General features: G+C 49.0%; 22 protein-coding genes. 7 read left to right on the top strand and 15 right to left on the bottom strand.

All coding sequences use genetic code 11. The features are described 5' to 3' along the window. Positions 1-28: 28 nt before the first annotated feature. Positions 29-1,243 carry a diaminopropionate ammonia-lyase gene (gene dpaL, locus M4I31_RS05665; protein WP_038642834.1) on the bottom strand — a complete coding sequence of 405 codons (1,215 nt, stop codon included), beginning with the start codon at positions 1,241-1,243 and terminating at the stop codon, positions 29-31. Between the two features lie 380 nt (positions 1,244-1,623). On the opposite strand from dpaL, the gene M4I31_RS05660 reads away from it, so the two are divergent. After that, a complete protein-coding gene (locus tag M4I31_RS05660; protein WP_085048901.1) occupies positions 1,624-3,372 on the top strand; it encodes a sigma-54-dependent Fis family transcriptional regulator in 1,749 nt (582 codons plus the stop codon). 80 nt (positions 3,373-3,452) lie between these two features. Here M4I31_RS05660 and M4I31_RS05655 read toward each other — a convergent pair whose 3' ends face one another. Next, positions 3,453-3,953 (bottom strand): anti-virulence regulator CigR family protein, encoded by a 501-nt coding sequence (locus M4I31_RS05655; protein WP_038632857.1) that lies wholly within the window; start codon positions 3,951-3,953, stop codon positions 3,453-3,455. A gap of 327 nt (positions 3,954-4,280) precedes the next feature. On the opposite strand from M4I31_RS05655, the gene M4I31_RS05650 reads away from it, so the two are divergent. From M4I31_RS05650 to galE, 3 genes are all read left to right on the top strand, one after another. Next, positions 4,281-4,916 (top strand): carbonic anhydrase, encoded by a 636-nt coding sequence (locus M4I31_RS05650; RefSeq protein ID WP_038632863.1) that lies wholly within the window; start codon positions 4,281-4,283, stop codon positions 4,914-4,916. Between the two features lie 222 nt (positions 4,917-5,138). Beyond that, positions 5,139-6,077 carry a hypothetical protein gene (locus M4I31_RS05645; RefSeq protein ID WP_085048900.1) on the top strand — a complete coding sequence of 313 codons (939 nt, stop codon included), beginning with the start codon at positions 5,139-5,141 and terminating at the stop codon, positions 6,075-6,077. A gap of 63 nt (positions 6,078-6,140) precedes the next feature. Further along, positions 6,141-7,157, top strand: coding sequence for a UDP-glucose 4-epimerase GalE (gene galE, locus M4I31_RS05640; RefSeq protein WP_038632871.1), 1,017 nt, complete (start codon positions 6,141-6,143; stop codon positions 7,155-7,157). A 46-nt stretch (positions 7,158-7,203) separates the two neighbouring features. Here the strand turns inward: galE and M4I31_RS05635 are convergent, their stop codons facing one another. From M4I31_RS05635 to tctD, 13 genes are all read right to left on the bottom strand, one after another. After that, on the bottom strand, positions 7,204-8,595 hold the full coding sequence (locus M4I31_RS05635) for a DUF4832 domain-containing protein (protein ID WP_085048933.1): 1,392 nt from the start codon (positions 8,593-8,595) through the stop codon (positions 7,204-7,206). A 31-nt stretch (positions 8,596-8,626) separates the two neighbouring features. Then, entirely contained in the window at positions 8,627-9,034 is a 408-nt protein-coding gene (locus M4I31_RS05630) for a hypothetical protein (RefSeq protein WP_085048899.1), read from the bottom strand. A 2-nt stretch (positions 9,035-9,036) separates the two neighbouring features. Next, positions 9,037-10,146: a glycosyltransferase family 4 protein gene (locus tag M4I31_RS05625; RefSeq protein WP_085048898.1), complete on the bottom strand. Its 1,110-nt coding sequence runs from the start codon at positions 10,144-10,146 to the stop codon at positions 9,037-9,039. Position 10,147: 1 nt separating this feature from the next. Further along, on the bottom strand, positions 10,148-11,359 hold the full coding sequence (locus M4I31_RS05620; protein ID WP_085048897.1) for a glycosyltransferase family 4 protein: 1,212 nt from the start codon (positions 11,357-11,359) through the stop codon (positions 10,148-10,150). Between the two features lie 14 nt (positions 11,360-11,373). Further along, positions 11,374-12,363, bottom strand: coding sequence for a glycosyltransferase family 2 protein (locus tag M4I31_RS05615; protein ID WP_085048896.1), 990 nt, complete (start codon positions 12,361-12,363; stop codon positions 11,374-11,376). A 4-nt stretch (positions 12,364-12,367) separates the two neighbouring features. After that, positions 12,368-13,738: a hypothetical protein gene (locus tag M4I31_RS05610; RefSeq protein WP_038632883.1), complete on the bottom strand. Its 1,371-nt coding sequence runs from the start codon at positions 13,736-13,738 to the stop codon at positions 12,368-12,370. Further along, on the bottom strand, positions 13,735-14,946 hold the full coding sequence (locus M4I31_RS05605) for a lipopolysaccharide biosynthesis protein (protein WP_085048895.1): 1,212 nt from the start codon (positions 14,944-14,946) through the stop codon (positions 13,735-13,737). Before M4I31_RS05605 ends, M4I31_RS05610 begins: the two co-directional genes overlap by 4 nt. Then, positions 14,943-17,072 carry a tyrosine-protein kinase domain-containing protein gene (locus M4I31_RS05600; RefSeq protein WP_085048894.1) on the bottom strand — a complete coding sequence of 710 codons (2,130 nt, stop codon included), beginning with the start codon at positions 17,070-17,072 and terminating at the stop codon, positions 14,943-14,945. Before M4I31_RS05600 ends, M4I31_RS05605 begins: the two co-directional genes overlap by 4 nt. A 2-nt stretch (positions 17,073-17,074) precedes the next feature. Next, entirely contained in the window at positions 17,075-17,632 is a 558-nt protein-coding gene (locus M4I31_RS05595) for a polysaccharide biosynthesis/export family protein (RefSeq protein ID WP_038632893.1), read from the bottom strand. 1 nt (position 17,633) lies between these two features. After that, a complete protein-coding gene (locus tag M4I31_RS05590; protein WP_038632896.1) occupies positions 17,634-18,920 on the bottom strand; it encodes an outer membrane beta-barrel protein in 1,287 nt (428 codons plus the stop codon). Beyond that, entirely contained in the window at positions 18,910-20,325 is a 1,416-nt protein-coding gene (locus M4I31_RS05585; RefSeq protein WP_038632899.1) for an undecaprenyl-phosphate glucose phosphotransferase, read from the bottom strand. The genes M4I31_RS05590 and M4I31_RS05585 overlap by 11 nt, the downstream gene beginning before the upstream one ends. 451 nt (positions 20,326-20,776) lie before the next feature. Then, positions 20,777-22,189 carry a sensor histidine kinase gene (locus tag M4I31_RS05580; RefSeq protein WP_085048893.1) on the bottom strand — a complete coding sequence of 471 codons (1,413 nt, stop codon included), beginning with the start codon at positions 22,187-22,189 and terminating at the stop codon, positions 20,777-20,779. Further along, positions 22,176-22,850, bottom strand: a complete 675-nt coding sequence (gene tctD / locus M4I31_RS05575; protein WP_069324600.1) for a transcriptional regulator TctD — start codon at positions 22,848-22,850, stop codon at positions 22,176-22,178. Before tctD ends, M4I31_RS05580 begins: the two co-directional genes overlap by 14 nt. Positions 22,851-23,003: 153 nt before the next feature. Between tctD and M4I31_RS05570 the strand changes: the two genes are divergently transcribed. Genes M4I31_RS05570 through M4I31_RS05560 form a run of 3 tightly spaced genes read left to right on the top strand, consistent with a single transcriptional unit; the run spans position 23,004 to position 25,955 of the window. Continuing rightward, on the top strand, positions 23,004-23,981 hold the full coding sequence (locus M4I31_RS05570; RefSeq protein ID WP_038632908.1) for a tripartite tricarboxylate transporter substrate binding protein: 978 nt from the start codon (positions 23,004-23,006) through the stop codon (positions 23,979-23,981). Between the two features lie 14 nt (positions 23,982-23,995). Further along, a complete protein-coding gene (locus M4I31_RS05565; RefSeq protein ID WP_087856208.1) occupies positions 23,996-24,430 on the top strand; it encodes a tripartite tricarboxylate transporter TctB family protein in 435 nt (144 codons plus the stop codon). 10 nt (positions 24,431-24,440) lie between these two features. Beyond that, positions 24,441-25,955: a tripartite tricarboxylate transporter permease gene (locus M4I31_RS05560; RefSeq protein WP_069324599.1), complete on the top strand. Its 1,515-nt coding sequence runs from the start codon at positions 24,441-24,443 to the stop codon at positions 25,953-25,955. The last annotated feature ends 25 nt before the right edge of the window (positions 25,956-25,980 follow it).

The raw sequence follows: 25,980 nt of genomic DNA, 5'->3' as shown, positions 1-25,980 counted from the left end.
TTCTCCGTTCTTATTCTCAATCAGGAAATTATTTGTTGATGCCCGGGTACTGACCGCCCCAGACAATATCCAGATACTGTTGTGGGTCAGTGTCACCCTCAGTACTTATCAACAACACGCGGGAATGCTCATCCAGTCCCAGTTGCGTACGCGTTTGCGCCAGTTCAGGCGAGGACATCAGCAGTGACAGCAGGCCGGTCGTCACCGCCCCGGACTCACCAGAAACGATCTGTGGATCGCCTGCCAGCGGATTACCCAACATGCGCATGCCAAGCGCCGCAACCTCATCCGGGCAGGAGGCAAATGCAGTGGCATAATCACGCAACAGCTTCCAACCAATGCTATTTGCCTCACCGCAGGCGAGACCAGCCATCACGGTTTGCAAATCTCCGCCCACCGCTATGGCATCACCCTCTTTCGAGCGGGCGGAGCGGTAGAGACAATCGGCAATTAACGCCTCGGCGACGATCACTTTCGGGCGATTTTCTCCCCATGCCGCCGTCACCATTCCCTGAACCATGCCGGCAAACGAGCCAACGCCTGCCTGAACAAAAATATGCGTCGGCGCAACCTGATGCAGCTGGTCGATCGCCTCCAGCATCAGCGTGCCGTAACCCTGCATAATCCACTGCGGGATCTTTTCATACCCTTCCCAGGCGGTATCCTGCACCACTATCCAGCCATGCTTTTCCGCCTGTTCCGCGGTCATGCGAACCGCATCGTCATAGTTCATATCGACGATTTCGGCGGTAGCGCCTTCGTTACGGATCGACGTCAGACGTTGCTGTGAAGAACCTTTTGGCATGTAAACCACGGCATTTTGCTTCAACTGTCGCGCCATCCAGGCAACGCCACGACCGTGATTGCCATCGGTGGTGGTAGCAAACGTAACGGTTTGCAGATCGCGGCGCACCTCTTCGCTGGTCATCACATCAAACGGTAATTCGCTGATATCTTTACCGACTAATTCAGCGATATGGCACGCCATCGCATAGGAACCGCCCAGCGCTTTAAAGGCTTTCAGGCCAAAACGCTGCGACTCATCTTTGAGGTAGATATTTTTTACGCCCAGTTTTTGTGAAAGTGCCGGCAGCGTATACAACGGCGTTGGGGAATATCCCGGAATAGACCGATGAAAATTCAACGCTTTGACCAACTCCTGGCGGCTAAACGGAGCCAACGGCGCGTTCGGATGTTCGGTAAACGGTGTCTGGTTGATAAAAAATGATAAGTTTTCCTGCATCATAAAACCTCATTGTGCTGGTAATCCATTCCCTGCAATTGATGTCATACAGAGATATTTCCGCTATCGGTAATGCCAATAGAGCAAAATGCTTACCAGCTTTTTATTAATTGAGTAAAATCTTATGAATAATTTAATAAACACTTAAATTTCAATTAAATAGACAGAATTCAAGATTTGCAGCCAAAAATATCATCGCGTTAGTTTATCGTTTCATTTTGATAAATTCTCACAATTGATAAATAGTGTGATCGCGGAAGATAAAATAAAAAAAACATACTAAAACAGAGCGGTAGATTGATTTTTCGCAAATCATTTTTGGATTAGTTCGCCTATTTATCATTTTCCATGAGAAATGCGATACGCGCCGGAGAAGTAGCATGATTTCAGTACTCAGCAATATTCAGGATGATATATGCAATTATGCCGATGCTATTTCTGGCATCACCGGAACGGATGTTGAGATCATTGATGAATCTTTAATGCGCATCGCTGGCACCGGTAAATACCGGCATATGCTCAATGAAAACGTGGCAAAAAATGGCTACATCTACCGCCACGTTTTGCAGGTGCGGGAAACGGTGCTGATCAAAAATCCTGGCGAACATCCACTGTGTCAGTTATGTGAAAAACACCACTATTGTTCTGAAATGCTGGATTTGAACGCACCAATTTTTCTCAACAATCGCGTCATTGGGGTGATCGGGATTATTTGCTCAACCCAGGCGCAGCGCGACACCCTCCTGAGCCAGATTGAGAAATTTGTTACTTTCATTGAGCAAATAGCCGTGATGATCTCCAGTAAGGTTTTTGAATGTCTGGAACGTTTACGCGCGCAAGAAAGGCTGGGCGCATTTCGCCGTCTGATCGATGCCATGGACCGCGGCGTCGTGGCAATCGATGGTGATGGTCTTGTCTGGCATGCCAACCATTCAGCCGATCGCATTCTCAATCGCGAGGTTCAGGGATTACCGTTGACCATTGAAACAACCGGGGACAGTTTGTATGGCGATGAGGAGGCCTGGCTGACGCTCGAAGGTCAGAAATACCATGTACTGTGCAAGCAAATTTCGCTCTCGTCTTTGGATAACGATCGCTTAACCATGATTATCTTTCGTGACGCGCACGACTACCTGAGTACCCTTCTTCCATCGTCTTATGAGGCCGACACCCAGGTGCGGTTGATTGGTCACTCCCCCTTGATGGAACAGCTCAGAAGCACCATCGGTAAAATCGCCAACAGCTATGCCAGTGTGCTTATTACCGGCGAAAGTGGCTCAGGAAAAGAGGTCGTGGCATTTGCCATTCACCAGAGCAGCCCCCGTAAAGCCGCCCCCTTCGTAACAATCAACTGTGCTGCCATTCCCGAACAGTTGCTGGAAAGCGAACTGTTTGGTTATGTGCGCGGCGCATTCAGCGGGGCCGACCCCAAAGGCCGCGTGGGAAAATTTGAACTGGCCAACGGCGGCAGTCTGTTTCTGGATGAGATCGGCGATATGCCGCTTCATCTGCAGGCTAAGCTGCTCAGGGTTCTGCAGGAAAAAGCGATCACCCGCGTCGGGTCTAACAACACCATCAATATTGATGTACGAATTATTGCCGCGACTAACAAAAACATTAACGCGATGGTGGAGAGTAATCAGTTTCGCGAAGATCTTTTCTATCGCCTGAACGTGGTCCCTTTGGTTCTTCCCTCGTTGCGCGAACGGCGGGCAGATATTGCGGTCCTCGCGCAATATTTTGCCGATGAGTTTTCGGTCAGTTATCAGCGACCATCACAAAAACTTCCCGATGACGTCATCAACCGCCTCTACGCCTGGCACTGGCCTGGCAACATTCGTGAATTACGTAACGTTATCGAATATATTTTCGTGATGCGCGGGGAAGCCGCTGGAATCAACGCCAGCCATCTGCCTCCTTACCTGCTCACCGCAGCTGACAGCAGAAAAACGTCGATGACAGCCCAGCCTCAGCAGCTTGCTAATAAGGGAAAACAAGCGGAAAGGGAGGCCATAGAAAATGTCATCCAGCGTTTTGGCGCAAGCGTGGAGGGGAAAAAACAGGCAGCGACCGAACTGGGGATCAGCATTGCCACGCTTTATCGAAAAATAAAGCTGTACGGGTTATGAAGCTGACCTTACTTAACGAAAAAGCCCGCGTAATGCGGGCGTCCAGCAGGCACAACAGAACCAATTAATTCCGTGGCGAATCAATCAAACACGCCATTAATAACGGCAGTGACAATCGCCGTGCTCAGTGCAATCAACACCAGATTGTCGCCAACGACCTGCCATTCATAACCAGGATAATACGGCAGTTGATTCAACATAGAAGGTGGGACGCTTTTTTTAGCGATCCCCGGAGGAAGCGGTTTTCCTCGCGCCAGATTTTTGGCAATGCCTGGCGGCAGTGATTTATACCCCGTCAAACCATATCTGACAGCATACTGCCTGGCCACGTTATAGCTGATGTCGCTATCCACATGATCCGGCTTGCCATAATTTTTACGCTGTTCTGTATGTGCATTATTTTTTTGGCCGGCGTTTCCTTTCTGGCTGTTACCACTATTACCCTTGTTTCCGCTATTACCATGGTTGCCACTATTACCATTGCCGTTACCGTTACCGGGGTTTGCGAATACAGGGGTGGCGCACATCGTCATCGCGGCAACGGCGACTAAAGCCGTTGCTAAAGTACGGAGTCTGGACATGATGATTCCTTGAGGTGTGGATACATATAAAAATGTAAGGTATTCCATGATGACTGGCTATCGCTATAACTCCGATTTATTGGCAAAAAAGCGATGTCATTTTGCCAGGCGTAGGCTTGCGAATGTCCCCATTTGCAGTCTACCCCCGCCATCTGTTAACTCAGAACGGCAGAACGCATATCACATTTCACCCTCGCTACGGTGGAGAAAAATTAGTCAAAAATGTTGCGAAACTGCTATAAACTCTTTCGCTTCTGTCGGCTGGTGTTAAACTGGAAAGTGTGATCTTCATCATAACCTGCTCAAACAGAGAAAAGAGACACTGCTATGCAACATATCATTGAGGGCTTCCTCAACTTCCAAAAAGAGATTTTCCCTCAACGTAAGGAACTCTTCCGCAGCCTGGCATCCAGCCAGAATCCAAAAGCGCTTTTCATCTCCTGTTCCGATAGCCGTCTGGTGCCAGAACTGGTGACTCAGCAAGAGCCCGGGCAGTTGTTCGTTATCCGCAACGCCGGCAATATCGTCCCCTCTTTCGGACCGGAACCCGGTGGTGTCTCCGCCACCATCGAATATGCGGTAGTCGCACTCGGTGTGACGGATATTGTCATCTGTGGCCATTCCAATTGTGGCGCGATGAAAGCCATTGCTGATAGCCAGCCCCTCGATCCAATGCCCGCAGTGGCGCACTGGCTGCACTATGCCGATGCAGCTAAGGCCGTGGTCGAGAAGAAAACCTGGGATAATCCCATCGATAAAGTTAACGCCATGGTGGAAGAGAACGTTATCGCTCAGTTGAACAATATTAAAACGCACCCTTCCGTTGCTGTTGGACTGCGAAATAATGCGCTGCGTCTGCATGGCTGGGTGTATGACATCGAAAGCGGTGAAATTCGTACCCTGGATAAAAACAGCAAAACCTACGTTTCCCTTGCTGACAATCCGCAGGTGCATTTCGAGTAAACCCTCCACTGGAGCAAGGATGCTCTGGATAATTATTTCCTACTTTTGTGCTATAGACAAAAAACACACCCGGACCTAATTTTTAAAAATAGCCTTTGATGTTTCTGCATTAGTTTTCGCGCATTCATTCAACATTACGACAGATATCATGTACGCAGCAGCAAATTAGCTGTTCGTATGAGATTTTTGTTAAGATGCAGGTAATTAAAGGAGTAGGCGCGAATGCAAACGAAAATAAAAAAAATAATTAAAACATTTTTCTATCATGAGTCGTGGGACATCATGATTCTAAAGGATCATGGCTCACACTTATTCCCCGATAACACTCTGGAAATACTGAGTAAAACTACTGCCCAGCAGTTAAAAAAGAAATATACGTTTCAGGCCGACCCTTTTATTGTTGAAAAGGCCGATAAACTGTATGTTTTTTATGAAGCCTTTAGCTTTCGAAATTCGAAAGGTGCGCTAAGATGCCGCGTCCTGGATCGTGAACTGACTGAAATCGATGATGTTAAACTTGAGGGCTTTGACGACTTAAAATGTCATTTGTCATTCCCTTTCCTGATTCATATCAACGATCAGCTTTTCATGATCCCTGAGTCTTCAGAAAGAAAAGAAGTCATACTGTTTCAGTCGGTAGAATTCCCGGCTCGCTGGAAGAAAATCAAAGTCTTAATATCGGATACTGAATTAACAGATAATGTGTTTCTCACAATTAATGAAACCTGCTATCTTTTATCCACCACAATGGATAATGAAATCATTATTCACTCTGCTGAGAATATCTTTGGGGAGTGGCAGCGGATTGCCCCCTCACTGAAGGTGAGCAACCATCACCACCGGGGAGCCGGCGCGCCTTACCTTGTCGATAACAAAATGTACTTCCTCACCCAGGAGTGCACACCTGAAACCTACGGAAAATCCATCTACATCAAAGAATTAGTTACATTGAACGATACTGTTTTCGATGAAAGCCTGATCGAGAAAATCAATTCCTCGATCAACCACAGTGATGGTGTCCATACACTAAACTTCTCAAATAACTATATTGTTTATGACTCAAAAATAAACAAGTTCAGTTTTTTATCTATACTTAAAAAAATATCTTATAAATGTATGGTGAGATATCGTAACTACAACCTTACCAGACTTCACCAATAGCATGTTTTCTATGGTAGTGGCGTGAATCAATGCCCGTTTTGATAGCATAAATCTGGAGTCTGTATGGCAATTCTTGTCACTGGTGGCGCAGGTTATATTGGTTCACATACGGTTTTAACACTACTGGAAAGAGGCGATGATGTCGTTGTCATTGATAATCTGTCGAACTCTTGTCAAGTCTCGCTGGACAGAGTCGCGGAACTCGCCGGAAGGAAACCGACTGTCTATATCGCCGATATTTTGGATCGGCAGGCGTTAAAGAACATTTTCACCCGCCATAACATCACTGATGTCATTCATTTTGCGGGACTCAAATCGGTTTCGGAGTCGATAAAAGAACCCCTCGCCTACTATGAAAACAACGTCACGGGTACGCTGGTATTACTTGATGAGATGCGGGCCGCAGGCGTGAATCGTTTTATTTTTAGCTCATCGGCCACGGTATACGGTAATCCGGAAAGCGTGCCGCTAAGCGAGCAGTCGCGCACGGGCGGTACGACCAATCCGTACGGCACGTCTAAATTAATGGTCGAACAGATTCTGGCCGATTTTTCACGCGCACAGCCCGATTTTCGCATCACCTGCCTGCGCTATTTTAACCCGGCCGGTGCCCATCCATCGGGTCGAATTGGCGAAGATCCTAACGGTATTCCCAATAATCTGGTCCCGTATATCTCCCAGGTCGCGATTGGTAAACTTGAGACCGTGTCGGTATACGGTAATGACTACCCAACCTCCGACGGTACTGGCGTTCGTGATTATATACACGTCATGGATCTGGCGACCGGCCACTTAGCCGCGTTGGATTCCCAGAACAAAGGCGCCGCTTACAAGGTGATTAATCTTGGTACCGGAGTCGGGTACTCCGTACTTGACCTCATTGAGGCGTTTGAAAAAGCGGCGCAGACAAAAATTAATTATCAGTTTGTCGCCAGAAGACCCGGAGACATCGCCGAGTGTTGGTCAGACCCTTCTCTGGCGCGAAAAGAGTTAGGCTGGCAGGCTATCTATAGCCTTGATGAAATGATGCGCGACACGTGGAACTGGCAAAAAAATAACCCGAATGGTTATAACCTGTGATGTTCTCAGCCACGAGCCTGGTCGCCAGGCTCGTGGCTTTACCAGGCTAGCGTGACGTTATTGTTGATACACGATACCAGCCGTTGCTCTGCTTCCCTTCATTGGCCAGGTTGATTCTCGCGGTACCAGATTTATCCAGCATCGCAACCTCAATCGCATATTGCCCTTTCGCCAACTGCTCCGGCATAGGCAGCGCATAACTAACCTGATGAATTCCAGGGAGCCAATGTCGTATATCATCCGCCGCATTGCCCTGCGCCACCACCTTATTCGCACTGTCTACTACACGAAATGCCAGCGTATAGGACAGGTAGATCGGTGCCACTCCATCGTTATACCAGGTACTGTTCAACGTCAGAGTTTGTCCACTGTTCCACACTGACTCATGGCTCAGGGACGCTAAGCGAAATCGGTAGCCCAGTTTGGTCAGTGCATCGTCGACAATCGGTCGATAATCGCTGGGTATCGCTCTCGATTTCAGGTTGATGGTACTGGCATGCTGCTTGAGCGCCCAGTCAAAAATCCCCTGCACTTCGGCGCGCGTATAATGAAAAGAATTCTTCCAGTCCTGCATATACGAACAGATTTCCAGACTCACCGGCGCGCGTTTCCAGGCATCGTTAAAGCCTGCATAACTTTGCTGCGCTGCCAGTAATCGCTGAGGATAGTCATCTTGCATATGATTCCACGAGTCTGAAAACACGCGCAGGTCGCCCCAACAGTCCGCTCGCCACCCGGCCCCACGCGCCACCGCATTTGCCAGGCTTTGCCCACCGCTTATCAGCATAATTTTGGGCGTTTTGGGAAAGGCAGAAAAGTGCATCGCAACGTAGCGATCCAACTGTCCGGTGGTGTATCGCTGCATGAGTGGCTGCAGGTCGGGGAAGTTGCTGTTATGCCACTCTCCCCACGAACCCACCATGCCGATATCAACAAAAGCGAGATTCTCATTACCATCGTAGCGCTGACCCAATGCGTTGAGCAGTCGCTGGCTGTATTCGATAAACAGAGGGTCATCTAAATCTGGCACAAAAGCCTTATTATCAGACGTCCAGGTCCCTTTTACGCCTTTTTTAATCAGCCAGTCGGGAATTTTAGTACCGTCCGCCGGGTCGGCAAGCGCCATAAATCGTAGCCCGACATTCATCGCGGGACGCTGCGCCGCTGCGTATTTAAAGGCATCATCCACCAGCGCAAAATTGTACTGGCCCTCAACAGGTTCCAGATCTCGCCAGTAAAATCGCTCATACTCGAACCCGGTATTGGGATAATCCGCCAGACTCAGCGTTTCACCGTATCCCTGATGAAAACTGGCAACGCCAATCCCCGGATTAGTTAACGGCCCTGTCAATGCTTTGGGAGTTACGGTCGTTAATGCGGCCATGACCGACAGCGGGAGGAACATACCCAATAGCGCAGAAACCCATTTACTCTTCATCGCAGTAACGCCCCCCACTGGTTTAATCACGCTAGTGGTTTTTCTGATTTAACCACCAGTCCCAAATACCGACGTGAAAATTTTGGAATACATCAATACCTAACGCTGATTTGATCATATACAACGTCAGCAATACGCAGCAGGTGACGAACAGCACGGCGATCAACAGCAAAAAAGTGAGCAAGATCCGCGACAAGGTCGATTCCTGGCGATGCTGGCGGCGTAAATCTCTGCCAAACAAAAAAACCAGATAAAAACGTTTACTGAAAAAAGGAAAACTCCGGCGAATATCAATCTGATGCCGTGACGCCAATGTCGAGGCCAGGATCGCGTTTTCTACCCCTGCTTTTTGTTCCGGGGTCAACCCCGCCGCTATTTGCTCATCAAGGTGAGCGTAGAATCGCTCGATGACGGGAGGACGATTTTGAGGACTGGTCAAAATTAACCTATATCTTTATCAATTGAGTGATAGACGTTGACTGTCTTTTTGGCGATTTCATACCAATTATAGTTTTGCAAATATACACGATAGTCCACGCGATTGGCTGTCACCCACTGGGTTAATTTCTCGGCCAGACTGTTCACATCCCCGACCTTAAAATAGGCTGCGGCAGGTAGCTGAACTTCCAGGTTCGCCGGAATATCACTGACCACGGCAGGAAGAGAAAAGGACATCGCTTCCAGCAACGCAATAGGCAGACCTTCGTGATATGAAGGCATCACAAACAGTTTCGCCTGTGAAAATACCGCCTGCAGCTCATCACCGCGTAAAAATCCGGTCATCACGACGCCTGGCGTGTCGGCGGCCTGCTTTTTGAGGCGAATGCTGTATTCAGTCGGATGATCCGCATCGCCAATTAACACCAGCGGCATGGTCAAACCGCTTTGTTGATAAGCGGCGATGGCGTCATGCATCCCTTTTTCTTCGACAAATCGTCCAACCACCACAAGATAATTTTTCGGCTGTAGCCTAAAGCGGGAGAGCGTATTTTCGATAGTCAGCTCAGATAATAACCGCGGATCGTTCACGCCATTGTGAATTAAATGCGCGTCATAGCGACCATGTTTTTTCTGGATCAGTTGATTAATCACCTCAGAAATCACAATCACCTCGTTGGCGTATCTCACCGCCCAGCGTTCACCCAGCAACAGTATTTTTTTGGCAATGAAACCCCATTTCTGACGATCGTAGTCAGGCCCATGGTGGGTAAAAACGACCTTTTTGCCTAAAACACGTAATAATGGGATCACAAGGCCTGGTCCGATAGCATGCACATGCACAATATCCGAATGGTCGAAAACTGTCCTCAATGCCGCCAAAACGGAATGAACAATCGCTTCCAGCGAACGTTTTTTGGGCGCCCACAGCGCATAGGTTTCGACTTTCTTATACGTTGACCGTTTGTAATTCACATACGGTGAGCGAGCGATAACACAAATATCAACATCGAGCTGCTGCTTTATAGCAGGATAAAGATTCTGGCAGTGAGTCTCCACGCCACCCAACACATCCGGAATACCTCGTGTGCCAAAAACCGTTATTTTTTTCATACTATGGCCTGCTCAGCAGTTCTTTATACAGCGCCAGTAAGGTATCCATATGTTTGCTTAGCGCATATTTTTCACTTAACCGCGCACGACCATGTAACCCCATAACCCGCGCTTTCTCTGGTGCGTCAGCCAGCGTATCCATCGCATTCGCCAACGCTTGCGCATTGCCCGGCTCGAATAAAATCCCTTCGATACCGTCACGAATTTGTTCCGGGATCCCGCCAATGCGCGAACCAATCACCGGCTTGCCTAAAGCCATCGCTTCTAATATCGCCATGGAACAGTTTTCATAACATTCAGAAGGAAGGATCACCGCCCGCGCATGCTTAATAAGCTTATCGAGAGCCTCCCCTTGCTGCACATAACCTAAAAACTCGACATCCGGGTATTGGGCGACTAACTCGTCATGTAGCGGACCGTGGCCCACAATTTTTAAGGGTGCCTTGTTCTGCATTTTCTTATGTGCCGCCAGCAGCGTTGCCACCCCTTTTTCACGGCTCAGGCGACCAAAGAACAACATATAGCCTTCATCGCTTGTCTCATCCAGAGGACGGCTGTCATCGACCCCATTAACGATCACATCAATGCGGGAATTCGGCAGCGTACGCAACAACACGCCGCGTAAAAAAACGCTCGGCGAAACAATCACATCCAGCACCTGGTAATTTTGCGCAATGTATTGCCAGGTTGCCTCCAGAGAGAGCAATAAGCTTTTTGAGGCGGAACCTTCCTGACAACGATACCTGAAGGCATTAAAAACCGTGCCGGTGATACAGGCATCACACACTTTGCCGTCGCGCAGCATGGAATATGCAGGACATACAATCTTATAGTCATGCGCAGTCAGTACCGTTTTGCAGCCAAAATTGCGCGCAACTTTAATTATCGCTGGCGTTAACTGGTGGTAGATATTATGAAAATGCACGATATCCGGGCGCTCTTTTTGCAATAACGCCAGCATTTTTTTGCAGGCCTGCGAATTATGAATAAAGTTAACCGCCGTTTTGAGCCCGCCCAACAAATTACTTTCTTTGTGGTAGTCCACATTGCTGACAAAATAATCCGCATAGTCCGAAGGGAAATTTTTCTCATGCTGCATCGAGAAATCAATCACCTGCACTCCGGCCTGTTTCAGCATATCGCGCTCTTGAAAATAAACTGTTTCCGCGCCGCCTTTGATGAAAAAAAACTTATTTACTAATAAAACTTTCATGGCGTCTGCCTTAGTTATTCATGAATGATTTTACTGTCAGGCGGAGTCAACGGATCGCGTAGCGGATGTGTCAGCCCTATAACAAGTCCCGCAGAAAGCACAGCTAAGTTCATCACGCTTTGCAGGCCGTTCAATAACGACCGATTCTGCACGGTTTTCAGTATGACAAAGGCAAGCAATGGCAGAAATGCGATATCGAAAAGCTCGAGATTAAAGGTCACCGCCGCAATGAACAAAGCGACCAGGTAAACAGCAAAAATCGCCTCATTTTTAACCATCTTTAACGCGTTGATGAAATAGGGTTTTCCCCAGGCGCAGCGTAAAAATTCGCCCGGCGCCTGATAGTATTTGCTTTTCCAGCGATGCTTCAGCATCTGAAAGGTCGGCATGGTATGCGAAGTATGAATGAAATACGGAATATTCAGACGACGTAGTTTATAACCCGCATCAAGTAAACGCAGGCCGAGTTCGGCTTCTTCATAAGCGTGCAGATTACGGTTGGTAAGATAACCAACTTTCTCAATGGCGGAGCGGCGATATAGCCCCCCGCCGCCTAAATGGTCGCTGTCCCCTACGGGATAGATTTTATTAATGCGTTGCTTACGCGATTTAAATTCATAGTTAACGGCATCGTCCATTTCGACGGTTCCCGCTACGCCTGCATATTCCGGTTCAGCCTGCAAAAACGCGACAGCCTGATCCACAAACCCTTCTTCCAGTTCCATGTCGCCATCCATCAGCAACAGATATTCCCCCTCACTATAAAGGTAACCCAACTGATGTCCGACGCCACAGCAACGATCGCCAGGATCGGTTAATGACACCACAGTCACCCCTTTATCAATCGCCAACTGCTGGGTGTTATCCGTTGACAGACTATCTGCCACAATAATTTTATGTGGATAATCAACAAGCTGTTTCCGGATACTATCAATTGTTTTCTCAATACATTCAGATTCATTGAGCGTTTTAATACTCACTGAAATAAACGGTTTATTGTCCATACAATTACCCTACGCAGCGAAGGACGGTTCGACGAATCACTAAACTTGATCCTAGTGATAAATAGAACAGGAATTGTAACATCGGTATAATCATCAGTATCTGGCTGTAAGGTAAGCTAATTAAGCAAGCAATCGCAAAAGCATTAAATGCCGGAGCAAAGCTCAACAACTGAAGATCCTGCTGGTCCAGTTGTTCAAGCATCAGTAAAGGCTTGGGCTGACATATTTTCAGGATATAAATGAATAAGCTAATGAAGAGTAACGTGCCAATCACCCCCACTTCCCACAGCAGCATACTCAGAGAAGTCGAGTCGAGGATTAAGTTATAAATAATATTCAGAAAGCCTGGCGAAACCGTACTACCACTGTTAGTGGCGTTGAGTCCATAGCCAAATAACGTTCCTGAAAGTCCCCACAGATCGTTATTTTTTAGCCAGAACAGGAAGGTCGTAAAGCGCCCTAACTCCCCGGTAGACATAATGTAGTTTGGGTCAAAAATATAGCTCAAAGAGTCGATGAAAATACTCAACGAGCTTTTCGACGGATCGCCGCCAAACGCAGTAGAATAATAATACGCAAGGATCACTATCGACAGGCTAATCAGCAGCAACATCCCTGCCACAATAACCAATAACGTCTTCAGATTAACCTTGCTAACGTCTTTAACGTAGCTCGGTGAGATCCACACCCACGCCAGGAACAGCGGCGATAGCAGGATAACGAACTTTACTTCGCCAATAATACATAGCCCGATCCCGAGAACAATGTGTAACGCCATGGATTTAAACGTGGTCAGTCCGTGCTTATACTCAGAGACCTTTAACAACATAATCAGCAGGCAAAACAGGCCCATCGCAGCAGTGTTACCGCCCCCCATCGGGTCGCCGCCAAACGTACCCACCACGGAATCCCATTTTTCATCTTCACCACGCACCGCGACACGCTGGGGAACAACCAGTAAAACCTGATAAATCATTACCGGGATCTGCGCGTAGAACACCCAGTACAAATAGCGAGTCACGCGATAAATCTGCGACTCCCGGCAAAATCCCAGTAGTAAACAGATCATCACCAGCGACAGTGCGATTTCATTTTTAAAGGCCACAATCGCGACGGTGATCCCGCCCTGAATCAGAGTTGAAGCCCCGGCCAGTATCAGGAATGAGAAATACAGCGCCAGCACAATCGTCTCCTGCGCATCCAGACGCAGCGAGCCATCCCGCGTCTGCATCACCAGTAATCCCACCATCAACAGGGTCAGAAAAAAGGGGATCCATAGCACCGACTGTATGCCGGTAAAGTATTGCACCAGGCCACACAGGATCAGGGTAACGAAGGTATAACCTTGTAAATAATATCCGGTATTCAGCGTCATAGTATCACCGGCCTGTCTTTCAGCAGATTAGCCCGCTTGTTCATTTTCAAATAAATAAAGGCGTAGCGAATAAATGTCAGTGAAGAAAACAAAATCACCGACGTTGCATAGTCTTTATAAAAATAGGGCGTCACGACAAAAGCGAATAGCACAATCGCCAGTTGCTCCAACTGGATGCGCAGAAAATAGCGATGTGAGCCAAAAATAAGCTCTATGACCGTCAGGGGGCTTATCGCCAGCGCCGGGAACAGGTAGGGTAGCATGTAGCGTGACGTTTCAATGGAGTTAATCCAGTCTTCGCTAAAACCAAGGCGCATCACAATCGGGTAGAAAATAAACACGCCAAGAGTACAGATAACCCCCAGCACCAACAGCAGCATCCGTACCCGGGTATATTCCTGATAATTAAAGGTGTTATTTCTAAAATCGATAGACCACTTGGAAAAAATAGTATTACGCACCGCGTTCCCGATGATCACCACCGGCGCCAGGCAGAAGCGGCTGACCACGGAAAAATAACCGGCTGTCAGCGCCGAAAACCAGAAGTTAATCAGCATAATCGGCAGATTGCTGCTGGCCATCGCCAACACCTCAGCGCTGCCAACTTTAGTGATGTGATGAATATTCTGTTTAAAAAAATGCCAATTGCTGGCGGGTCGCAAATGTTGGGCCGCCACCAAACGAATATCAAACGAATGCAAAATACAGCTGATGGTCAGTACCATCGTCGCGCAGGCCCATGACCAGTAGAACAGTTGCACATGGTGCGTAACCAGTATCGAAAGTAATACCACCACAGAAACAGAAATGCGCTGGAAGATCAGAAAACGAAAGTTAGCTGTGCGCAGCGACAGGTTTTCCGAGATCAGAACCCATGCCGTAGCAAGCGTCAGTAAATAGAGAAACAGTATGCTCTGGTGAAACAACCACGCGGTCAGTACAGCGTAGGGTAAGGCGATAATCGTGCTTTGTATCAGGCAAAACACAACATTCTGTACCAGTTCGTCGTCCTGCTGTTTAGGAATTAACAGCTGTGACGCAAAAGTACAGACCTGAGCGCCCACCACGGCAATACTGTAGTTGAGCGCATAAAGCCCCACTTCAGCCATATCGTACTTGTGTGAGATCAACCAGATAGACAGCGCACCAATCAACTGCGAGATGACTGATGAACCGGCTATCGTGGAGGCGCTCTTCAGTAGACTCATACGCGGCCTGGCGTTGTCATCAGTTGATCGGTGCTGAAGTTCAGTGAACGCAGGCCCTCTTGCGTTTCAAGGTCCTTTTCTTCAACCGCATTCAGCACAGCGCCAATCACAACGCCATCATTTTCCTCGATCTTATCCAGCGCGTTGGCTATATGTCCCGCCGAACCCGAGCCGGCTTTCACGATGAAAATAACGCCATCAACGGCGCGTTTGATCAATTGCACGTCCTGACTCTGATTTACCGCAGCCACATCGATAATGATGCGTTGATAGTGGGATTTCAGTTCGTGCATTAAAGGCTCAAGGTGCCCGGACGACAACATCAGCAGAGAAGAGATGGTGGTCTTCCCGTGCGGGATAAAATCGAGATTATCACTGAGCTTGATCCGCGCCTGTTCAAGCTGGGTCTCCCCACGCAGCAGTTCCGCTACGCCTGCGGACGTTGCCGATGCCAGCTCGGATGAGAGTCCGTCAGTATTGAAGAAATCCGCATCAATAAGCAGCGTTTTCTGATCGAAACTAAAGGAATTTGCTAACAGACTCGCCAGCAAAGAGCGCCCTTCACGGTGCTCCGTCGACGCCACGGCGAGCGTCTGTAACGGTCGATTATCCAACATAATCCGGGTACGGATACCGTGCACAATATCGGCATTCAGCGGGTTCTTCAGGATCATGTCCCGCACCTGCGCGCGCCCTGAGGTTCCGCTAAAACGACGGATTTCGCCCAGCGGAGCAACGTTCAGGCGTTTTTTCATACGACTCAACGTACCGATTGAGTTGTCCATCGCCGCTTTGACAATGAAATACATGATACTGAACACCACCACCAGCAGGACCACCATCACCAACAAGAGGGATTTATTCGGCTTCGCTGGTTTTAGTGCGGGAACGGCAGGATCATATAACACCGCGTCGGCATTTACGCCGGACAGCGACAGTTCCTGAGTACGTTGATACAGCGATTTATACAGATCTTCCATTTTATCTAACGACAGCTTTTGGCTATTCCAGGCATCACGTTTTGAGGCCATTTTCTGGAAGATCTCTTTCTGTTGCTCCACCTGCTGCTGATAGTTCTTTTCATCCGCCAGCGCCGCCAGATATTGCTGACGTAACCCCACTTTCAGCTCACCCAGAACCCGTCCGGTTTGGCTTTGGATCGACTGGACATCAGCTTCTGCTTTTAAAATAGCGGGATTTTTTGGCCCGTATACTTTGCGCAGTTCAGACAACGTGCGCTGCGCCTGAATTAACGCGATACGTAAATCCTGAATCTGGGCGTGGTTAGAGACCGAAGGTAGTGAGATAACGCTCTCTACCGACCGCCCTCCGCTGTTCACCTCGTTATAGACAGATTCTGCGGCAACGCGACGCTGGGTCGCATCAGCCAGACGATTGGTGACAATACTTAACTGCTCGGTTTCAAAACCATCGATACCGCGAAAAGTCAGCAGCCCGGCGTTTTTCAGATAGCTGTCCATTTCCTCTTTTTGTTTCGCTATCGACTTCTGAATCTCTTCCATTTTTTCAAAATTCAGTTCGCGGGCTTTCTCTACTTTCAGGCGCTTTTGCTCAACCGTATAGTTGATGAACGCCTGCGCGACGCCGTTGGCAACGTCAGCAGCCATCAGCGGCGAGGGGGATTCATAGGTGATAGACGCCAGGTTCGTTGTACGAATACCGATGACATTCAGGTTTTTCGACAACGTTTTCAGCGCTTGCTCCATCCTCAACTCCCGGCTCTCATTGCTTTCCGCTCCCTGGGTACCGACTTTTTCCCCGGTAAATTCCGGGTTTTCATCCAGTTTCATATCGCGGACGGCTTGCTCAAGCACAATACGCGAATGCATCAACGCATATTGCGTTTCATAGTAACCACTGCGCGTTGAATCGAAACCATCAACCTGTGGGAATGGAGAAACGTTATCGGCCTGGGCTTTAATCAGTACCGTCGCCGTTGAGACATACTTTGAGGACATCATGCTGATTAATGGGTATGCCACGACCCCGGCAACGATACCGGCCAGTGCGATTTTCCAGGCGTTCTTTTTCAGCTCTTTGGCAAAGCGGGAGAATTCAACCGTACTTTCTCGTTTTTTGCCGTTTTCCACTATAGATAGTTTCATCGTCAGAAGAACCCCATGCCAATAATCACGACATCCCCAGGATGAACAGAGTGCGTTAAATCGACATTCTCAAGCAGCTGATTGCTCCCCGACAGGCGAATGTTGATATCTTTTCGGTCAGCACGATCTGTAAATCCGCCCGCCTGCGCAATTGATTTCTCGACGGTAAGACCTGGCTCCCAGGCAAATCCGTTCGGGCTTTTCACTTCGCCCGAAACATAGTATTTACGGAATTCGGCAATACTTACCGTCACCATCGGCGTGGTAAAGTAATCTCCCGTCAGCCGTTGAGTTAATTCGTTAGTCACCTGTTCGACAGTTTTATCTTTTAATTTAAGAGCGCCCACAAACGGGAAATTAATCTCCCCGCTCTTATCCAAAATAAACCGCATCGTCATATCAGGTTGACCGTGAACAGCGATATTGACAGTATCCCCCGCCCCAAGCCGGTAATCCTGCTGAACAGTAGCAGGATCATCCATTAATCTCGGGCTGGACGTTGTGCATCCGACCACCAGGATACTGAATAGCAAAAACGCGCACAGTTCTATTATTTTCATTTTAGATCTGAACCTTAGCTTTAAGCATAATCATAGAATTATCATAACCCAACGTTCTAATAACTTCCTGGTTGTCGTTGGGACCGATATAAAACGAGTCAGTATCCTTATTCGAATTCAATGTATCTAATTGATATTTAATCTCAAAATTAACCGATGGCGTATAGTCGTAGCTCATGGTTACACTAAATACCCCATCTTTATCATGCCGATCCTTGTTCTGTTTTTTATAGTCTTCCGCAGTGTATGAATAATCCAGCAAAGTCGAAAAACGATTCCCTAACCAGAAATGCTGGTAAGAAATGCCATACTGGGTCACTAAAATGTATCCCCCAACCTCCGACGGGTCTTTAATACTTTGTGCCGAGTGGGCTGTGAAAACCGACTGTTGCAGCGGCTTCCACTCTGCTTTTATGTCCCAGTTGAGGCCATTAAAATCATGCGAATTTGTGCTGTTTTCAAATGTTTTGTACAACCATGAAATATTCATGTCGACGTTAGTTTTTCCGGTCAACTGCGACTTCATGCCGTACAGCAAATAGTACTCATTAGTATCTTTTTCTGAGTTGTTGTCATAGCGACGCTGGTTAGTAATAAAGCTATAGCGAAAGCGTGTTCTGGATGTGTATTGGTCAAAAATTTCCGCTACCAGACTATTTTCGTGCCATTCCTGTTCCTGAATGTAATGGTAGAAATCCTCACTGGTATCCTGCACATCAGAAGTATTACCGAAAGTCAGTTTTTTGTATAACAACGCCAGTTCCGCTTTGCCACGCCCCTCTGGCGCGCCGTAGCTGTAGCGTAATTCACTGTTGATGAAATTTGTCGTCAACGGTGATTTAATCCCATACTGCTCGAACTGGCCCGGTAAAAAGCCCTCGGTAATGCCGCGGCCACGGGATTCATGTCCAAGCGAATCCTCCAGATTGAGGGTTAAGCCATGCTTGAGTCCATAACGCCAGGCCCCGTTAAAACGGAAAAAATGATCGGTGTAGTTATCAGCAGAATCGCTCGAGTAGTTACGGTAATCCCCAGAGTACATCAGTAAATACTTATCCTGACCGCGCTCGCCGATCATACTCAGCACTGGCGCTGCGCTCTGAAACGAGGAACCGACAGCATCGCTGTTATGTGGCTGATAGGTCACGTTATCATTATAACCATAATCCACAGCAACCTTGCCCTGGAAGTCGATCCCCGCAAAGCCTATGTGTGATTTCGGTGTTAAATCAGCCCATGCGGACTGCGTTATCACGATTCCGGCAATAACGATTAATTTAGTATGCATTCTTACCGACAAATCCTTTGAAAATGGTTTTAATGATAATTTTTATATCCAGCCATAATGACCAGTTTTGAATGTACTCAATATCGTACTGAACCCGTTTTTCCATCTTATAAAGCGCATCGATTTCCCCACGAAAACCGTTAATCTGCGCAAGTCCGGTGATGCCAGGCTTTACCTTATGGCGGATCATGTAATTTTCGACCTGTTTACGATACTGCTCATTATGCGTAACCGCATGGGGTCTGGGACCCACAATCGACATACTTCCCTGCAATACGTTAATAAATTGCGGAAGTTCATCCAACGATGTACGACGTAAGAAGCTACCGAATTTCGTCACCCGCGGATCGTTTTTCGTGGCCTGAATTACCGTCCCGGAATTCTCCATAACGCGCATAGTGCGAAATTTCCAGACCTTAATTTTTTGCCCACTCAGGCCATACCTGTCTTGTTTAAAAAAAACCGGCCCACGAGAAGTGAGTTTGATACCAATAGCAATAACCAACATCAGCGACGAAATCATCAGCATAATGATACTGCCAAGCACCAAATCTTCCGCCCGCTTAATAAACGAACCCGCCCCTTCAAACGGTGAGCTAAAGATACCGATGGTTTGCAGGTTGTGGATAGAGCGTAGCTTGGACATATTGTTGCTGTAGGTATAAAAGTCAGGAACAATATAGGTATCTACGGTGGTGTCTGACATCATAGCCAGGAAATGGCGGATGCGGTGCAGCGCCACCATCGGTAAAGCGATATATATTTCGTCAATATTTCCCAGTCGGGCTTCCTCAACCAGATTAATCACCGGGCCACGAAAGGGGCTTTTGATCTTATCAACGATGTCGCCACAGCGCGATAACGCCCGCTCATCATAAAAAGCCAGATCCAATTTGATATTGGCGTACTCATACAGTAACGCACTTTCCGCGGCCAGACCATTATCGGTCAAACCAATAATCGCCACGCGCATACTCTTTTTCGTTGAATATTTAAAAATAAAAAAGCGAATGTAATAAAGAAAAGGTAATGGAATGAAGTACCAGTAAATAATGGCAGAATAAAAAGGCGAAGGTAAGCGGTCTAAGTAACCGAGGGACGCCGGTTCTGCCACTGTCATACTCACCAACTCGTTAAAAAAAATAGCCAGCAGCGTACAAAAAAGTAACCGTTTTTGATTACGTAAACCAATCGTTTTAATTTTTTGCTGATAAATCTTGATATATTCAGCAAACAGCAAAAAAAAGACTGAAAACAGAATGCTCAGAATAGCAATGGTGTTAAATGGCATCAACCCCAGCAGATGGGCACTAAAAATTAGCGTCACATTAATAACGATAAAATCAACCAGTTTTAAAAAGACTGGATATCCTTGACTGCTAATCTTTAGCGATTTTTTTAGCATATCTCAGCCCATTATCTATTGATATTTAATTATTTTTTTCTCATTTCATGTTGCTAATTATATCACAAGTCTAAAAAACGCAATGACCCATTGTCAGTAAATGTAAAAAATAATGTTTATTAGTGTGATGCAAACCACTCATTCATTCTCATCATTATGATTTTAAAGAAAATTAATGCAACATAAGTTTTAACCACCAAATCAAAAAAGTTCATTTTTTACAACAAAATCATCATTGACAATTAACAAAACATGGTCTATGAAAAAAAATTTTATGTATGACAAATTTCACTACGGCTTTGCTTGATTTATTCTGAACCCACCTTTCATTGTGGCTAAACGCTGTAATTAAATAACAACAAATACCTTATAGTGATATTTAAAAACGCAACAATAACAAAGTTAATTACTTTTAATTATATTTGAGTGCCGGCGCCACAATAAAAACATATCAGGCAGCAACGCTTAAAAAGCGCACCCGCACGCTTAACCCACCTAATGTTTCGCTGCGTGCCAGCTGCGGATGCGTCCGGTGTAAGCGAGCAATGTCGTTAACCAGCGCCAGACCAATTCCTGCGCCAGGGACATTGCCAACGTTATCAAGTCGATGAAACGGTAGCATCGCCTGATGAACCATCTGGTCATCTATACCTGGCCCGCTATCCTCAATCATCAGCACCACGGCTTCGCCTTCACGCTGCAGTCGGGCAGTCACCACCCCATGCGCAGGGGTGTATTTCAGGGCGTTATCCAGTAGATTTCCACACAGCTCGCCGAGCAGGACTTCATCGCCCTCAATCCACACCGCGCCCTGTTCCCCCTCATAACCCAGATCGATAGCTTTACTGCGCGCCTGCGCCAGCCGGGTAAAACAGCTGCTTTGCACCACCTCATACAAATTAACCGGTGAGAAGTGCTTTTCTTCCTGCTCTTTGCGCTTAACAGCCGACAGTTGAAGCAGCCTTTCCGTCAGCTGAATAGTGTTATCCAGAGTCACGCTCATGGCCTGTAAACTCTCGAACCATTGCTGAGGCTGCGGGCTGGCGAGGGCTACCGCCGCCTGAGTTTTCAGTACCGCTAACGGCGTTTTTAGCTGATGGGATGCGTCCGCGCTGAAGCGTTCCTGACGAGAGATAAGGCCACGAAGTCGGTCCAGATAGCGGTTGAATGCCACAATCAGCAGACGGGTTTCCGACCACGGCAACAGCTCCGGCAACGGCGTCAGCAGCCCAGGCTCACGACGCACCATCAGCGATGACAACTGGCGCATCGGACGTAGCACCCGACGCAGCAGCCAGCCAACCAGCACCAGCGTGAGCATTACCAGCAGTCCTTGCGAAACCCACGAGGAGAACAGCAGCTGTCGCGCCAGATACCGCCGCGATTGTAGCGTTTCAGCGACATAAATTTCCGCCATACCGGTAATGCCGCCCTCGTTGACTGGCTGAAGAAGACGTGCCACGCGGATTGCCTCGCCGCGATATTCAGTGTGATAAAACCACGCCAGCGCCGGATAAAGCCGGGTGCGCGAGGTTGCAGGCGGCATCGCAGGTAAATCGTCATAACCTGATATCACCTTCCCCGCCGGGTCGACCACTTTGTAATACAGCCTGTCATTCATATTCAGTTCAAAACTGTCCAACACCACCCACGGCACATTCACTTCCAGTCGTTTATTACGTACCACTAACCGCTCAGAGACGGTTCTGGCGGACGAGAGCAGGGTCCGATCATACGCCTGCGTCGCCGCCTGTAACGCGCTGACATAGCTGTTAAATGCCGACAGTCCCCACAGCAACAGCAGCGGTAATCCCAGAAACATCAGCAGTTGCAGATACAACGACTGGGGCTTAACCCATTTCATCGCTACGCTCCAGCACATAGCCCAGACCACGTAACGTGGCGATGCGCACATCGCTTCCCTGAAGTTTTTTACGCAGACGATGGATGTACAGTTCGATACTTTCGGGGCTGACCTCATCGCTTAGACTGAAAACCTGTTCAAACAACTGCTGGCGCGAAACCGGACGCAGGCGACGGTACATCAGCACCGTCAGCAGAGCCTGTTCACGCGGCGTAAGCGCCAACGGCTGTCCCTGTAACATAAAATAGCCTTCATCGTGAAACGCCAGCTCCCCCAGTTGCTGTATGCCTTGCACCTGCCCCGCGCTGCGACGAAGCAAAGCCCGCAGGCGGGCATCAAGCTCTTCGATTTCAAACGGTTTTGCCAGATAGTCATCGGCCCCGACGTTTAACCCTTTCACCCTGTCGGCCACCGCGCTGCGCGCCGTCAACAGCAGAACGGGGAGCGTCTGACCGCGCTTGCGCAGCCGTTGGACGACTTCAAGACCGTCCAGCCCCGGCATATTGATGTCCAGCACCGCCAGCGCATACGTTTCGCTATGTAAAAGATGGTCGGCCGCCAGGCCATCAAAAACGCAGTCGACGGCAAAACCGTTTTGCACCAGCGCTTTCTCCAGCCAGTGAGCTAACTCACGGTTATCTTCCGCTAATAAGAGACGCATATCACATCCTGTAAAGTTTCTGCCGCATTGAAAGGGAATTGAAAGGTTAATGTTTTAACAATCACGCAACCGAACTGCTACACATCGGCTCACATAATCACAAAAATCTTCTTCCGTACCCGAAAATCCGGTTTTCCGGTGTGAGGATAAACAATGAAAAAACAATTACTTCGTACCCTTACTGCAAGCATTTTACTGATGAGTACCTCTGTTCTGGCAGAACAAGCGCCATCGCGCACCGAATGTATCGCCCCGGCGAAACCCGGCGGTGGCTTCGATCTCACCTGCAAGCTGATTCAGGTGAGCATGATGGAAACCGGCGCTATCGAAAAACCGATGCGCGTAACCTACATGCCCGGCGGCGTTGGCGCTGTGGCCTATAACGCAATCGTCGCTCAACGCCCGGCTGAAGCGGGTACCGTGGTGGCTTTCTCCGGCGGCTCCCTGTTGAACCTGTCACAAGGTAAATTTGGTCGCTATGGCGTGGATGACGTGCGCTGGTTGGCAAGCGTGGGCACGGATTACGGCATGATAGCAGTACGCCAGGACTCACCATGGAAGACGCTGAAAGATCTGCTGACGGCAATGGAAAAAGATCCTAACAGCGTAGTTATTGGCGCGGGTGCCTCAATCGGTAGTCAGGACTGGATGAAGTCGGCGCTGCTGGCGCAAAAAGCCAACGTCGATCCGCACAAGATGCGCTATGTGGCCTTTGAGGGCGGCGGCGAACCGGTTACCGCGCTGATGGGCAATCACGTGCAGGTAGTTTCCGGCGATCTCAGCGAGATGGTGCCTTATCTCAGCGGCGACAAAATCCGCGTGCTCGCGGTGTTCTCTGAAGAACGCCTGCCGGGTCAGTTAGCCAATGTGCCAACGGCCAAAGAGCAGGGTTACGACCTGGTGTGGCCGATCATTCGCGGCTTCTACGTTGGACCAAAAGTCAGCGATGCCGAATACCAGTGGTGGGTCGATGCCTTTAACAAACTCCAGCAGACTGAGGAATTTAAAAAGCAGCGCGATCTCCGCGGCCTGTTCGAGTTCAACATGAGCGGTAAGCAGCTCGACGAGTACGTGAAGAAGCAGGTCACGGATTATCGTGAGCAGGCGAAAGCCTTCGGTCTGGCGAAATAAGCGCAGAGGCAAAGATGATGAGCGATCGTATTTTTGCAGGTATCTGGCTGTTGCTCTGTATAGCCGGGCTGTTCGTGGCCTGGCAAATCACCAGCGAATACAGCTATGAGCCGGTTGGCCCGCGTCCCTTTCCGCTGGGCATTATCAGTCTGATGCTGTTATGCGCCGTGGCGCTGCTGTTGCGCCACCCGGACACCATCAGTTGGCCTCGCCGCCATGTGCTGCAAAAGCTGCTGACGATGGTGATTGTTCTGTTGATGTACGCCTGGGGTTTTGAATGGCTCGGTTTTCCCATCGCCACCGCCATTCTCACCGTGGTGATTGGCATGCTGTTCGGCGCAACCATTCCGGCTGCGGGTATTTCCGGCGCGGTACTCGGCATTCTGTTGTGGTATGCCTTCGACCGGCTGCTTGACGTCACCTTACCACTCGGCGCCTGGCTGGGTTAACGGAGAAACGATGGATACCTGGATTTATCTTTCTCAGGGTTTCGCGGTGGCGATGACGCCGGAAAACCTGGTTATCGCCTTGATTGGCTGCTTTGTCGGCACCATCGTCGGGCTGCTGCCCGGCCTCGGGCCGATTAACGGCGTGGCGATCCTGCTGCCGCTGGCTTTCGCTTTGCACCTGCCGGCTGAATCTGCGTTGATCCTGCTGGCGACGGTCTACATTGGTTGTGAATACGGCGGGCGTATCTCCTCGATCCTGCTGAACGTGCCCGGCGATGCGGCAGCGATTATGACCGCGCTGGATGGCTACCCGATGGCGCAGCAAGGGCGTGGCGGCGTTGCGCTCTCTATCTCGGCGGTCAGCTCATTCTTTGGTTCGCTTATCGCTATTGGCGGCATCATTTTGTTTGCCCCAGCGTTAGCCCAATGGTCGCTGTCCTTTGGCCCGGCCGAATACTTCGCCTTAATGGTTTTCGCCATTGCCTGCCTCGGCAGCATGATGGCGCAAAATCCGCTGAAATCATTTCTGGCAGCGCTTATCGGTCTCGGCCTCGCGACCGTCGGCGTGGACGCCAACACCGGGGTTTATCGCTTTACCTTTGACAGCGTTCATCTCTCCGACGGTGTGCAGTTTATCGTGGTGGTGATTGGGTTGTTCTCTGTCTCAGAAATACTGTTAATGCTGGAACATACCAGCAGCGGCCAGACGCTGGTGCGTAAAACGGGCCGCATGTTGTTCAACGCCAAAGAAGGCGCACAGTGCGTAGGCGCAACCCTGCGTTCATCGGTGATTGGCTTTTTCGTCGGCGTTCTGCCTGGCGCAGGCGCCACCATTGCCAGCGCTATCACATACATGACCGAGAAAAAGCTCAGCGGCAACAGCGACAGCTTCGGCAAGGGTGATATTCGCGGTGTGGCGGCACCTGAGGCCGCGAACAATGCCTCGGCCTGTGGCTCTTTTATTCCGATGCTGACGCTCGGCGTTCCAGGCTCCGGCACCACGGCAGTGATGATGGGCGCGCTGACCCTGTACAACATCACCCCTGGCCCGGCGATGTTCACCGAGCAGCCGGATATCGTTTGGGGACTGATTGCGGCGCTGCTGATTGCCAACGTGATGCTGCTGGTGATGAACATCCCGCTGATCGGTCTGTTTACTCGTATGCTGACTATCCCGCTGTGGTTTTTGGTACCGGCTATCGCGGCAGTCTCCGCGGTTGGCGTGTACGCCGTTCACAGCACAACCTTTGATCTGGTGTTGATGGTCGCCCTTGGCGTACTGGGCTACATTCTGCGTAAGATGCACTTCCCGATGTCGCCGCTGATTTTAGGCTTCGTTCTCGGGGAAATGCTGGAACAGAACCTGCGACGGGCGTTGTCTATCAGTAACGGCAGCATGGATATTCTGTGGGCCAGCGGCGTAGCGAAAGTGCTGCTGGTGATGGCGGTACTGGTTATCGTTATCCCGCCGGTGCTGCGCCTGATCCGTAAGCGTAACAGCAAACCGCAGGTGGATATCGGTTAGTAATATGCCGGATGGCGCTGGCCAT

Origin of the sequence: Citrobacter sp. XT1-2-2 (assembly GCF_023516235.1) — a bacterium.
In the GTDB taxonomy this organism is placed as follows: Bacteria; Pseudomonadota; Gammaproteobacteria; order Enterobacterales; family Enterobacteriaceae; genus Citrobacter; species Citrobacter werkmanii.
Note: the sequence above shows the minus strand (reverse complement) of the source record. Positions and strands in the feature narration are given on the sequence as shown.